Here is a 14127-nt window from a genome sequence, read left to right as displayed (position 1 = left end):
CGGCGGCCGGAGAGGGGGATCGGCGATCCATGGCTGAGTGGGCCCTGAATGTCGCGGCGCCGCGGTCCCACGATGTGTTCACACGCCGATCCGCGCCGACAGCGCACGACGAAGGAAGCCCACGATGCCTCGCACGATCGACATCACCGTTCCCGACCTGTCCGGAAAGCTGGCCCTGGTCACCGGCGCCAGCGACGGGATCGGGTTCGTCATCGCGACCCGCCTCGCCGCGGCGGGAGCGGAGGTCATCATGCCGGTCCGCAACCCGGCCAAGGGCCAGGCGGCCGTCGACCGCATCCGCGGTCAGGTGCGCAACGCGAAGATCTCCATCCGCACGCTGGACCTGTCCTCCCTCGCGTCCGTGCGGGCCCTCACCGACCGGCTGGCCGACGAGGGCCGGCCGATCAACCTTTTGATCAACAACGCCGGGGTCATGCATCCACCGACCCACCAGGTCACCAAGGACGGTTTCGAGCTGCAGTTCGGCACCAACCATCTGGGCCACTTCGCGCTAACCCAGGGGCTGCTGCCGCTGCTGCGGCAGGGTGAGGCGCGGGTCACCCACCAGACGAGCATCGCGGCGCGCAGCGGAACGATCGACTGGGACGATCTGAACGGGGAGCATAACTACGACGCCATGAAGGCGTACCGCCAGTCCAAGATCGCCGTCGGCCTGTACGCCCGGGAGCTGCAGGCCCGCAGCGAGGCGGGCCGCTGGGGCATCACCAGCAACCTGAGCCACCCCGGGGTCTCGCCGACCAACCTGCTCGCCGCGCAGCCGGGGCTGGGACGGCCGAAGGACACCGCCGGCGTCCGCATGATCCGGGTGATGTCCCGCATCGGCATCACCGGCACCGTGGCCACCGCCGCGCTGCCGGCGCTGATGGCCGCAACCGGGCCCGACTCGGCGGGCGGGCAGTTCTACGGGCCGAACGGTCTGGGCAACGTCGGCGGTGCGCCCGCGCGGCAGGAGCTGTGGGGCCCGCTGCGCAGCATGGAGGACGCCCGCCGGGTCCTCGAGGTCTCCGAGCAACTGGTCGGCGCCCGCCTGACCCGCTGACCCGGCGAGCAGGAGCAATTCGCCGGCGATCCTGCGGGAGCCAGAAACAGCCGGGCGCTGTGTGTCAGACCGGCCCACCGGGACCGGCCGTCGTGCGCGGGCAGCGCGGGGCTCGGCGCCGGCGCTCAGGCGCGGTGACAGCGCGGTGGCCAAGGGGTTGGCGGCCAGGACGTCGAGATTTCGGCCTTCGATGAAGGCCGGCAGTGGAAGCGTCGCGACCAAGCGGGCCGTAGTCGGTGGCACGGTTTCCTTGCGCGGGCGCTGCCAGCTGCGGGGCTTGTTGGCAGCAAGATTCAACAAGTAGGAGGCGCAGGACGCCGACCGCATCGTTGAGGCAGACACGATTCCACCGATAAATGCGGAGCGAACAATGATTCAGCAGCGCTTCTTGTCACCGGCGGCTCCGGCTTCATCGCTGGTCACATCATTCTGCAGCTGCTCGAACAGGGGTACCAGGTCCGGGCCACCGTCCGGTCACTGAAGCGTGAGGACAGCGTACGAGCGATTCTGCGCGATGCGGGAATGACGAACGACCAGCATTTGAGCTTCACGGCGGCGGATCTCATGGACGACAAGGGTTGGCAGGCGGCGGTGGCCGGCTGGCGACTACGTGATCCACGTGGCCTCGCCGGTGCACACCGACAACAGCGGCGACGAGAACGACGTGATCACCCCGGCCCGCAAAGGCACTCTGCGAGTACTGCGCGCGGCCCGTGACGCGGGGCGTGAAACGAGTCGTGCTGACCTCGGCGTTCCACGCGATCAGCTGGGGGCACCGGCACCGCGACCGCCCGTTCACCGAGGAGGACTGGTCCGTGCTGGACGGCCCGGGCGTCGACGCGTCCGCCAAAAGCAAAACCCTGGCCGAGGGCGACGCCTGGGACTTCACCCGACGACAAGCGCGCCTTGTTCCAGCGGGTCGTCGACGACGTCCTCGACCAGATCAGCGATGGACGCCTCAACCCCAATGACCCGCTTCCCTCGGCCCGCAGGATGGCCGACCTCTACGGCGTTGCCTCCATGACCGCCCAGCGCGCACTGCGGGAACTGCAGAACCGGCGCATCACCTACAGCGTCGCCGGCAAAGGCACCTTCGTGCACCCCGACGCCTTCGACCTTCTCCGCGGCGCGGTACTGCAAGAACCGATCGCCGACCCGGAACTGCGTGGCCGGGTCGCCGGATACCACACCGGCCACGGCAACTTCGCCAAGCAGCCCGCGCACCTGATTCGCCACGATGCCCCGAGCGGCACAGCAGACGAGACGACCGCCGAACCGCCCCAGACGGACAAGAAGACCCTCCGCCCCCGCAAGCCGACAACCTGACCACGGGCGGCGCTGGTCCAAAACTGCTTCACGTAATCAAGGAAACGGCCCGGCACAAGGCCGGGCCGCGCGCACGCGCTACAGACCTACGGCCCCGCGCGCACGCCGTCCGCACCGAACCAACAAAGCCAGGGTTGGCCATAGACCGATGACACCGATCACCCCCGCCCGGAGCTAATCCACGATGGCCGATCGCCCTGCGGTCATGACGGCAACCGTGACGGCAACATGGCCGGACCGCGGCAGGCACCCAGCACCGTCAGACACGGAAGTAGTCACAGACCGAAGCGAAAGGGCCGGGCGAGATTATCATTCCCTCTCCGGTACTGGCCTCGCATCTCTAAGAAATATCGACCAGCTCAGAGCAACCTGATTGATATTTTCTTCGCTGGCCGGCTCACCCTCATCTGCCTCTTCCTCGTGATTCCAAAACCAAATGGTACCCACATCAGCGCTTCGCAACGAGATCGCAAATAGGTTCCCGTAGACATCTTGAGCCACCGGAAGAAGCCATTCCGGAACTCGTGTGCCGAATACCTCGAGTTTCCTCCAGATATTCCCTGAGTACGGCGCGTCCTCACGGGTGCCGAAAATTTCGTCCACGGCCAAGGTGTTGTCCTTAACCCAGCCCCCATCCCGCTCGAGGAGATACGACCGGTACTCCTCAGGCAGCGAGGCTCCTATCCGCGCTTCGAGCCGCTCGATGTCACTGCGCTTCGCAGCCGGACCTGCTTCCTTGTAATCAACCACTACCTCTACCGCCTTAGAAGAGCTCGGCCCCCTGCATGCCGGACAGCGTCATGCAAATCTGTAGGGATCAGTTGCATCGTCCTCTTGTCCTCGTGGTGATGCCAGGTCCAGCCACGCGGACGATTCCCGGTCATGCCCGCCATTCTGTCAGCATTCGTGAAGTCAGTTGTCGTATTGCCAGCGTATTCACCCGCGAAAGTAACGGTATGAGATGCGTGTGCACTAAAATCTGGGAATCCTTCATGCGAGAATCGGACGCCTGCCGAATATTTCTGCTTCATCGCATCAGTCCAACCGTCGCCGTCATACTCTCTTCCGGCGTACTCAAAGTTCGCCGGTAACCTACCGCTCGGCAGTCGCGAAACGCCGGGCGGGACAAGTTTCCCCCGCGAACTGAGCTGCATCGGGCCGATCGGCCCGTCGTTCATCGTCGGGTTGAAATCTTCCCCGCAGTTGTGCACAAGCACTGCGGAGCTGCCGGCGATCACATAGTACGTGTGGGTGGTGTCGACGGTGAGGTCGCGCATCACCCTGGTGCCGGTGAAGTTGCGTACTGCGGTGACGTACTGGAGTTGACCGTCGGGGCCTACAACCGTGGACGTGCCGGGTGTCAACTCCGCGGCATCGACCCATTCACCGGTGGTGGCGTCCCAGAACGGGTGGTGAGCAGTGGTCTCCAGCGTCGACTCAGTCGGGCCGCGGGTACTACGGCCGCCCTTGCCCTCGCCCTCCGTCCGGGTCGCTCGGTCGGCCGCCGCGGGCGCGGTCGACACCGTGACATCCGTGAGTTCGGTGTCAAGGTTGGCGTGCAGCAACGTCACCTGCTGATCGCTGTGCTCGCCGGTCTTCGGGTCGGTGGTGGCAACCTCGTCACCGAGGTTGACCTCGTCGATCGGCCTGGTCGTGCCGTCCGCCATCAACACCCGTGTGTCCGGGGCGAAGCTGTGCGTCGCGCAGGCCGCAGCCACCGGGCTCTTGTCGTCGAGCTGCACGACGTTCTGCCGCTGCGGAGCCTCCTGCTTCTCTGCCTCAGGCTGATCCCGCTCCGGACGATCCGGCTTTGCCGACCGCTGGTCCGGCCTGTCGACCTTCTTCGGCTTGGTCTTGGGCTTCGGAGGCTTCGCGGGCTGGGCCGGCTTCGGCTTCGGGCGGGGCTTCGCCTTGGGCTTCGGCTTTTTCTTCGCCGGCGGCTTGATCTTCTTCTTCGGCGGTTTCGGCTTCTTCGGCACCTTCTGCATCAGATCCGAAAGATGCTTACGCGCCTGGTTCATCAGCATGGCCGCGCGACTCATCATCGTGCGTGCACCGTCGACGATGCGCCGCCACATCCGATAGCCGCTCAGGGCTCGGTCCACGGCCCGATACAACGACTTGGCCATCTTCAAGGCCTTGATCGGCCCCAGGAAGTTCGACGCCAGGTCGACACAGTCCCAGGCGCTGCCCTCCAGGCAGCCCACCAGCGAGTTGTAACCGATCATGTCGAGCAACATGCCGACACCGACCTGCAGCAGGATGTCGAGCAGCGACGTCTGCGACTCGCGCTCGGCCCGCTGGTAGTCGGCTTCGTGCCGGGCGATGTCCTCGCCGGTGAACTTCACATCACGCTGATGCTGGTCCATGTCGCGGTTGTACTGGGCGAGCTGACCCTGATACTTCTTCAGCTCGCACTCGTAGTCGTACGTCCCGCATTTGCCGTCGACGCCGTAACCCGTGGTGTCGGTGTTGCCGAGCGGGCTGCCCTCGGCGTACGCGAACCGGTTGGCCGCGCCCGAGGAAGGCGTCGGGTTGTTGGAGGCGGCGTCCCGCGTGTCGAAGGCGCCGGTGTCGGGGTCGTACCAGCGGGCCCACATGTTGACCTTGCCGGTGCCCTCGTCGGTCCACTGCGACTGGTAGCCGAGCTTCCCGATCATGCCGCCGGAGCCGAGAACCTTGCCCCACGGGTCGTACGCCACCGACGCGGCCAGGGCGGTGCCGGAGCCCGCGAACTCGCCCACCACGTCGGTGTGCAGGTCGGTCCACGCGTACCGCTTCGTGCCACCCGACGAGACGCCGACCAGACCGTCGGCCGCGTCGCGCACGTACGTCGTGGTGCTGTCCTGGGCGACCGTGTTCGCGAGGCCGGTATACGTAAGGTTCGGCTTGATCATGCGGCCGAGACCGTCGTACGTGTAGGTGCGCGTGTCGCCGCCGGCCGTGGTCTGCGAGGTCACCTGGTTGAACGCGTCGGTGACGGTCACCTGCTCCAGGCCGCCCTCGACCGTTCTGGTCAGGGTGCCCCGGGCGGAGTACTGGTATTGCGTGCCGTCCGACGACGACAGCAGCTGGTTGCGCTGGTCGTAGGCGAACGTCTTGCCGTCGGCCTGGGTCCGGTTGCCCGACTTGTCATAGGCGTAGACCGTCGGTGTCGTGCCGTTGTTCCAGCCGATCAGGCGGTTGGCCAGGTCGTACGTGTAGGTGTTGGCGGCCGCGTTGGTGAACCCGGTCGTCGTCTTGGAGGTGAGGTTGTCGTTGCGGTCCCACCCATAGGCGATCTTCGCGACCGCGGCGCCACCGGCCGTCTTGAGCTCGTCCGACGTGACCCGGTGCAGGTCGTCGTAGCCGAACGACCGGACGTTGCCGCCGGTGCCGTGGGTGATCGATTTGATCAGCGACATGTTGTTGTACGCATACGTCATGTCGACGCCGGCACCGCTGTTGACGACCGTCTTCTGCCGTCCGGCGGTGTCGTAGGTGTACGAGGTCGTCCCGGCCGCGTCGGTGCGGGAGGCCAGCGCGCCGTCGAGGTTGTACGTGTAGGACGACGCGCCCGACACCCCGCCGATCGTCGTCGGCAGACCCCGGTCGTCGTACGCGATCGTGGTTGCCCCGGCCGAGCCGGTCAGCGACGTGACCCGGCCTGCGGCGTCGTACTCGAACGTCTTGTCGACGGTCGCGACCTGGGCGCCGGTGCCGGTGTTGCGGGTCAGGCGGCCCATGTTGTTGTACTCGGACGTGACCTGCACACCACCGGGCGACGTGGTCTGCACGGCCCGGCCGGCGGCATCGTACGAGGTCGTGAACGTGCGGTCGGCCAGGTTCGGGTGGGCCGCCGTGGCCGGCTCGATCTGCGACTCGGGCAGGCCCCAGACGTTGTACGTGGTGAAGAAGGTGTTGCCGCGCCCGTCGGTGAACCGGGTGCGCTGCCCGGCCAGGTCGTAGCCGAACGCCGACACGATCGTGTCGGAGCCGCTGATGGGCTCGGTCTGTGTCACCAGCTGCCCGCGGGCGTCGTACGTGAACGTCCGTGTCGTGCCGCGGGCGTCGGTGGCCGCGACCAGGTTGCCGGCCGCGTCGTACTCGCTGGAGACCGTCCGCAGCGCCGCGTCGGCCGCCGACCACGACTTGGCCTCGACCATGCGGCCGGCCAGGTCATAGGTCGCCGTCTCATAGGTGTTGTCGGGCGCTGTGACCCGCACCGGCCGTCCCGCGCCGTCATAGGTGGTCAGCGTGGTGTTGTTGGCGCCGTCCTTGACCGACTTCTGCTCGCCGGCGGCGTTGTACTCCATGGCGGTGACCACCCCGGCCGGCGACGTCACCGTGGCCGGCCACGGCCCGGTGAGGTACTGGAGCGTCGTCGTGCTCGCCTGCCCGGTCTGGCGCACCGCGTGCGTGCTGGTCAGCGTGCGGCCCATGAAGTCATAGGTGGCGGTCGCCTTGGCCCCGGTCGGGTCGGTCTGCTCGAGCAGGTCACCGTTCCTGGAATAGACGAACGAGCTGACGCCCTCGTCGGGTGCGGTGACCTTGGTCGTACGGCCGAACCGGTCGTACTCGAAGCTCGTGGTGTTGCCGAGCGGGTCGGTCGTCGACGCGACCTGGCCGACCGCGTTGTAGGCGTTGGTGGTCTTCGCGGTGATCGGCGTGGACGAGCCCGGCGCGACGTAGTCGGGCAGCTGGGTCTCGAGCGGCCGGCCGACCGCGTCGTACCGGGTGGTCGACACCCGGCCGAGTGGGTCCTGCTGCTCGGTTAGCTCGCCGAACGTGTTGTAGCCGACCCGGGTCGTCGACACCGAGACGACCGGTGTCCCCTCCCCCGTCACACTGGCGGCCTGCGGCGCCGTGAGCACGGCGGCCCGGCCGGCCTCGTCGTTGGTGACGTACGTGATGTAGCCGCGGGCGTCGGTGGCCGAGGCCGGCGAGCCGTCCGCGTCGAGGTTCTGGCTGGTGCGCACCACCTTGGCGTCAGCCGCCGGCACCGCGCCCGAGCTCAGGTTCTGCGCCTCGGTGGCGGTGAGCGCCGACTGGAACGCGATCGCCTCGTCGAACAGGCCCTGCGCGGCCGCGCTGCCCAGGTGCCCGACCTGGACCTTGGCCGCGGTCACGGGCACGAAGTCGGTGGCGGTGACGGGCGCGAGCGCGACGCCGTTGACGTACAGCCTGGCCGTGCGGCTGGTCGCGTCGTACGAGGCCGCCAGGTGCGTCCACGTGCCGGCGGCGGGGACGGTCCCGCTGGCCGACCTCAGCGTGAGGGCGGTCTCCGCGCCCGCGGCGGTGGTCCCGTTGACCGTGAGCTGGAACGCGTTACCCGTGACGTACTTCAGCTCCATGGCCGGGCGCCCGGCGGCGGCCGGCATCGACAGCAGGGTGCGGTCAGCGGTCCGGTCGCCGATGTTGACCCGGATGCCGGCCGTGTAGCTGCGGCTGGTGTCGACGACCGGCTGGTTCGCCGTGACCGCCGCCGTGGTTCCGGTCAGCGACACGGAGCCGCCGCGCTCGGTCGACCAGGTCGCCCCGACGCCGGCCACACCGCGGGTGTTGCCCGCCGCGTCGGCCGTGCCGCCCGCGGCGATCTCGCCGAACATCCACCGGAAGGTCGGGGTCAGCCCGGCTGAGGTGTACGTCGTCTCGGCCAGGGCCCGGCCGAGCTTGTCGAACATCGACTCCGACCGGCTCACGACCGTGCTTCCGGTGGTGAGCGTGGTGGTCAGCACGTCGTCGTTGACCGAGTACGTGTGGGTGGTGGTGCGGTTCAGGCCGTCCGGGTCGAGCGTCGCGGTGAGCCCGCGACCGGCCGCGTCGTACGTGCGGGTGGTCTTGGTCAGGCCGTTGTTGGTGATCTGGGAGGTCAGGTTGCCGGCGGAATCGTACGCGTTCTGCTCCTCGACGTAGGCCGTTCCGGTGCCGTTCGCGCTGTTGTACCGGGTGACCTTGGTGAGCAGGTTGTTGTCGGTGTACTCGTACTTGGTCAGGAAGTTCATCGCGTCGGTGACCGACGCCAGGCGGCCCGCGGGGTCGTAGGCCATCTTCTTGACCGGCCCCGTCTCGCCGTCGACGGTGACCTCGAGCTCGTTGCCGAGCGGGTCGTACTTGGTGCGGACGACGCTGTTGTCGGCGTGCGTCTGCGAGGCGACCCGCCCGTACGCGTCGTAGCCGAGCGTCACCGTCTTGCCGAGCGCGTCGGTCTCGGTCGTGCGGCGCCCGAACGTGTCGTAGCCGAACGACACCGTGCGGGACGCGTCACCGCCGGTCGCGTCGGCTACGGTCTCGGACGCCGGGAGGCCGTCGTCGTTGTAGACCGTCGTGGTGACCGGCGTGTGCACCGCCCCGGTCACGTGGTTGGTCACCGCGGCGCCGGTCTCCTTGACCACCCGGTCCTGCTTGTCGTACTCGTACTGCGCGATCACCCGCGACGTACCACCGACGACCTCGGTCTCCTTCGTGGTGCGGCCGAGTGTGTCGTATTCGTACTCGGTCCGCTTGCCGGCCGGGTCGGTGGTGCTGAGCAGGTCACCGGCGGCGTTGTAGCTGATGGTGACGACGCTGCCGCCCGGTTTGAGGATCCTCGTCGGCAGGCCGGAGGGAGCGGTGGAGCCGTTGGTGTATTCGACAGTCGTCTTGCGGCCCAGCGCGTCGGTCTCCGAGATGCGGACCGCGTTGTCCGGGTTGTAGGTGTACGTCGTCAGGTATCTGTCGTCCGACGAGTTGGCCGACCCGGGCCCCCGTTTGGTGAGCAGGCGGTCGTTCATCACGCTGGCGCTGGGCTGCTCGGTGGTCGCGTCGGGGAAGTACGTGTAGTAGGTCGTCGTGCACCGGTTCGACGAGCGGTCCTGACACGTCGCCGTCGAGACGACGTTCCCCCGTACGTCGTGCTCGTTGATCGTCATGTTGCCGTTGGGGTCGGTGACCGTCCGCAGGTAGCCCTTGGTGTTGTAGCCGTAGCGCGTCTCGTTGCCCATCGGGTCGATCTCGGCGAGCTTGCGACCGCCCTGCAGGTCGTGGACGTCGCGGCTCACCACGGGCGCGGTGGCGGTGTGGTCGGGATGCTGCACGCTGTAGGTCACCGACGGCACGGCCGTGGCGGTCGTCGCGTTGCGCGCCTTGAACTGCGCCTCGACCATCTTGCCGTCGAGCGGCTTGCTGTAGGTGGCCGCCTCGGCGATCTGGCCCATCCAGCCCCGCGAGGTCGGCGGGACGGTCTCGTGCGTGCCGGGCGTGAACCCGCCGCCGAGATAGCCGGCGCCGACGTACATGTACTTCGCGACGTTGTCGCGCACCGGCGCGCCGGCCAGGCTGCCCTGGATCTTGCCGTCCAGATAGAGGCTCTGGTTGTTGTCCCAGGTGACGAGGGCGACGTGGTGCCACTTGCTGTCGTTGACCTTGGCCGCACTGCGGATCGGGTTGATCGTGCCGGTGCCGAACTGGCCCCGCAGTTTGCCCTCGGAGTCGACGTACAGGGCCGTGTACGTCTTCGTCGTCGTGCCGCTCTGAATCGCCGCGTTGCCGTAGCTGAACAGCGGATAGCCGTTGACCGACGTCTTGAACCACATCGAGACCGCGTACAGGTTCATGTCGGTCGCGCAGTCGGCGCCGCACGTCGCGGCATCACGGACGGTGACGCGGGACGGGTAACCGTTGAAGTTGGCCGCCGTGGTCAGCGGCCAGAACGGCCCGTTGTAGCCCAGATCGACGGCGTTGTACGTCGCGGCGTCGCCGTTGACCTGGTTCTTGGCCTGAGTCGAGGCCACATCGTTGAATCGCCAGTAGTTGTTGGGCACACCGGCGAGCACGGAGCTCTCGTACACCTTGGTGGTGCCGCCGACCGACGGGGCCTGCGGGCTCCAGGACGCGCCGTTGCTGTCGGTCACCTGGCTGACCCGCCCGCTGACCGCGTCGTACGTGACCTGCGCGGCCGGGTTGCCGGACGGCCGCAGCACCTTGGTCAGCTGGTGGACCGGGGTGTTCGCCTCGTACAGGTCCTTGGCGGTCGCCGCGCTGAGCGGGGTGTCGAACAGCGCCACCTCGGCGAGCGCGCCGTTGAAGTTGCGCCGGTAGCCCGCGTTGCTGGTGGTATCGGCGACGCCGCTGTCCCGCCAGCCGCCACCGAGCCAGCCGGCACCCAGGTAGTTGTAGACCGGTGTGATGTCCTGCACCGGCAGCCCGGTCTGGGTGGCCGCCACCTCGCCGTCGATGTACATCGTCTGCGAGTTGCCCGAGGCGGTGAGCACCACGTGGTGCCACTGGTTGTCGGCGACGACCGCCGTGGACTTCATCGCGGTGTGCAGCCGGGGGAAGTACCGCTGCCAGATCGCGCGCGGCCTGGTGTCACAGGGCCGCTGCCCGATCGCGCCGGTGTACGTCTGGCCGGTGACCTCGATCCGGCTGAAGCACATGTACGAGTAGTCGCTGACGATCTCGCCGTTGGCCCGCACGTCCCACTTCAGCTTCGCGCTGCCGTCACAGGTGGCCGTGACGACGAAGACCTTGCCGTAGTCGCCGTTCTCCGGGGCGATACAGCGGATCTCGCCGCCGCTGGTGACTCGCAACTCACGCGTCGTCGTCCAACTGAACTGCTGGCTGACGGTGCCGGTGCAGCCGAACAGCCCCAGCCTGGCGCCCAGGGTGGCGGTGTTGCCGGCGACGCCGATGCACTCGTTGGTCGACGGGGTGACCAGGCTGCCCATGGCGGTGCCCGGTTGCGGCCCGACCGGGAAACCGCCGATGAGGTGGCCTTCCGTGCCGAGGTAGAGCGTCGGGTTGTACGCGGCCTTGGTGATGGCGTTGTCGCTGTTCTGCCAGGACTGGCCGTACAGCACCCGGGACGTGGTGCTCGCGGACGCCTTGAACCACATGCTGACGGCCTGGTTCGAGGCGTCACCGGCCAGCTTGGACGCGGGCAGGGCGACCCGCGCCGAGCCGTTGAAGCCGACCGCCTTGGCCGCCGAGCCGGCGAGCGGCCCGGCGACGTTGAACGTGACGTCGTGGTAGGTGCCGTTGTCCGTGCCGGCGTTCTCGAGCACGGAACTGCGGGCCGACGTGCCGCTGGTCTCGGTCAGCCGGTAGTACGAGAGCGGCTGGTTGTTGGCCACCACGGTCTGGTAGAGCGAGCCGTCGTCGTACTGGTAGGAGTGGCACTTGGTGCTGGAGGTCGGCGGGCAGACGGTGGTCAGCGCGGTGCCCGTATAGGTGTAGGTCCACCGGTTCGCGGCGCCGTTCACCGCGTCGGTGCTGACCTGCGTCACGTGCTTCGGGGCGGTGGTGCTGTCCCAGGTGAGATACAGCTTGCGGCCCGACGCCGCCTCGAGGTTGTCGATCCGGCCGCTGACCCAGTTGAGCTTCAGCGTGCGGTTGTGGACGTCCTTGAAGGTGCTGAGCCCCCAGACCCCGCCTGTCTTGGCCTGCAGGAACTCGTAGCGGTTGCCGTCCTTCTCCCACAGCCGGTATCCGCCGGTGATGCTGTTCAGGATCGCGCTGCGCCCGGCCGGCGAGGTGAACGTGCCGTCGGCGTTGCGGCCGAACGCCATCTCGCGGCCGTTCGGGTAGGTCAGCACGACCGTGTTTCCGCGGTTGGTGACCTTGGAGTCGAGGATGCTCGACCAGCCGGCGCCGAGTGCCTGGGTGGTACGCGGGTCGTTGCTGTTGTAGTGGCGGACGATCTCGAGCGCCGGGCCGACCGTGGTGACGATCGCGTCGCGTGCCGTGGTGGTGTAGTTGCCCACGGCGGGGTCGAACGAGCGGCCCGAGTTCTGCGACAGCCCCGAGGTGACGGCGGGTTGCGGTACGGGCGTGGTGATCAGGTTCTTGTAGAGGTATTCGGCGTTGGAGCCCTCGCCGTCGCTGACCAGCACACTCCAGTAGTAGGACTCGGCCCACTTGAACATGCCGGCCGGCACGACCCACGACTTGCGCCACACCAGCGGCGACCGGCCGATCTCGGTCTTGCCGTCGTTGTCGTACAGGATGAACGTGTAGCGCAGCGAGCCCGGTCCGTCGTCCGGGTCGGAGGCGTCGGCGATCAGCTCGGGCGTGAGTGTCGACACGGCCCGGCCGTAGCTCGGGTACTGCTCGTTGACCTGCGGCGGGGTGTTCTCGGCCGCGGTCACCTCGACGAACGGCTGGAACTCGCCGCCCGCGACGTTGCCCGACGTGAACCGCTTGAACGCGTCGGGGTCGGTCTCCGTGGTGGTCAGCGCGAGCGCGGTGTCCGTCGGCTCTCCAGCCGTCCAGTCGGTCACGGCGCCCTTCGCCAGGGGCACGCTCCACCATTTGCCGACAGCAGGATCGCCGGCGTCGTTGGTGCACGCCGGGTAGTTGTCCGAGACTCCCAAGGTCCCGATGGGGTTGGAGTACGCGGGGGCGGCGGGCAGGCCGCCCTCGTCGTCGGGCGGGGTGCCGTCGAACGGCTCGGTCACCCGCCGTACGGAAATCGGCTGTTGGTTGTCGCAGTCGGCGGACCACGAGTGGAACAGGTTGAGCGTGGCCGACCTGACCACCTTGTCGCCGAAGCCGTCGGCCGCGCGGGCGTCGAACCCGATGTATGACCGGGCGACCGCGGACCCGTCCTTCCAGGTGCCCACCGGCAGGTCATCGGTGTCCCGGTTGGTCGTGGCGGGGTCGGCGTCGGCGAACGTTTCCGTCCGCGCGTCCCCGGTCAGGATCGTCGCGCTGATCCGCACCGGATATTGCCGGGCCGGGTCGGCCAGCCAGGCGGGATCGGCGGACACGGTCACCGACCCGGTAGCCGCCGCGAGGGTCACCGGCGCCTGGGCCGCGCTTCCGGACTTCGGGTCGACGTTGGAGTCCTCCATGCTGCCGGGCGTCATCCGCAGCGCGACCTGGCCCGCCTCGTCAGCCAGGGCGACCGAGCCGTCGGTCGAGGTGCGCACGGTCAGCCCGTCGAGGGCGAGCGGCAGCACCCATTCGTTGCCCGCCGGCCGCTCCTTCAGCACGATCGTGCTGCGCAGCCCGTCCGCGAGCGCCTCGACCTCGAGGTCCGTCGAGGGCAGGATCTCCCCGTACGTCGCCACGGAGCCGTCGGCCGCGGCGGGCGCGCCGGCCGCCCCGTCCACACCCAGCGCGACGCTGTCCCCGGCGACGGTCGTCACCGTGGCCAGTTCGTCGTCGGCGCCGGCCGGGGCCAGGCTGACGTCGACCGAGTTCGCCTTCGTCTCGAGCCTGCCCTGGCGGCCGGTCAGCTCGGTGTCGATCGGCTGCCAGCGGCCGTCCGCGTCGCGGAAGTTGACCCGGCTGCCGTAGAGCCGGCGGGTCACCGATCCGTCGGCGTTGCGGTATTCGGTGAACCGCTCACCGGACCGCTCCGGCACGCGCACGCTGGTCTTCTCGTCGAAGCTGTCGGCGCCGGCCGTGACCGGCGCGGTGTACTTCTTCCGCGGAGGCGGCTCGGGAAGCTCGGCGGGAACGGCGCCGATGCCGCGGCCGGCCTTCTGGCCGGCGCCGCCGTCGGAGCGGGTCTCGTCGGCCGAGACATAGTGACCCCGGCCCTCGCCGGACGGCTTCTCCTGCACCGGCAGGCCCAGCACGTCGGCCAGGGCGCCCGGCTGCTCGAGCCATGAGAACAGGCCACGCAGCGGGAATCCACCCTCGGCCGGAAGCGCCCCTGGCGGCAGTCCGACGGTCAGGGCCAAAGCCATAGCAGTAACGACACCGAGCCAGCGGCGCATGATGCTCCCCCGTAATCACCGTGACCGATGAGCGGCGATCACGCACAGCGCAGAAAT

The 14127-nt window shown here is 68.4% G+C and carries 3 protein-coding genes and 3 pseudogenes; 3 read left to right on the top strand and 3 right to left on the bottom strand.

The genetic code is table 11. The annotated features are described in order from the left end of the window. Positions 1-124 precede the first annotated feature (124 nt). A complete protein-coding gene (locus AC0NH5_RS10490) occupies positions 125-1060 on the top strand; it encodes an SDR family oxidoreductase (RefSeq protein WP_474402403.1) in 936 nt (311 codons plus the stop codon). 114 nt (positions 1061-1174) lie between these two features. Here the strand turns inward: AC0NH5_RS10490 and AC0NH5_RS10485 are convergent. Then, positions 1175-1387, bottom strand: a pseudogene (locus AC0NH5_RS10485) (MmyB family transcriptional regulator); the annotation flags it as partial. Positions 1388-1459: 72 nt separating this feature from the next. Here AC0NH5_RS10485 and AC0NH5_RS10480 point away from each other — a divergent pair. Together AC0NH5_RS10480 and AC0NH5_RS10475 are read left to right on the top strand one after the other, a co-directional pair. Continuing rightward, a pseudogene (locus tag AC0NH5_RS10480) lies at positions 1460-1777 on the top strand (hypothetical protein); the annotation flags it as partial. A gap of 189 nt (positions 1778-1966) precedes the next feature. After that, a pseudogene (locus tag AC0NH5_RS10475) lies at positions 1967-2332 on the top strand (GntR family transcriptional regulator); the annotation flags it as partial. A gap of 363 nt (positions 2333-2695) precedes the next feature. On the opposite strand, the gene AC0NH5_RS10470 reads toward AC0NH5_RS10475, so the two are convergent. Continuing rightward, positions 2696-3136, bottom strand: a complete 441-nt coding sequence (locus tag AC0NH5_RS10470; protein WP_474402401.1) for an SMI1/KNR4 family protein — start codon at positions 3134-3136, stop codon at positions 2696-2698. Positions 3137-3141: 5 nt separating this feature from the next. Continuing rightward, positions 3142-14040, bottom strand: a complete 10899-nt coding sequence (locus AC0NH5_RS10465) for a LamG-like jellyroll fold domain-containing protein (protein WP_474402400.1) — start codon at positions 14038-14040, stop codon at positions 3142-3144. Between the last annotated feature and the right edge of the window lie 87 nt (positions 14041-14127).

This window comes from Actinoplanes sp. 13 (genome assembly GCF_056134165.1).
This window is presented reverse-complemented; position numbering and strand designations above follow the sequence as displayed.

Excerpts from the sequence above, each read along its gene's own strand:
- AC0NH5_RS10490 (WP_474402403.1), top strand. The coding sequence starts at position 125 with ATGCCTCGCACGATCGACATCACCGTTCCCGACCTGTCCGGAAAGCTG.
- AC0NH5_RS10465 (WP_474402400.1), bottom strand. The coding sequence starts at position 14,040 with ATGGCTTTGGCCCTGACCGTCGGACTGCCGCCAGGGGCGCTTCCGGCC.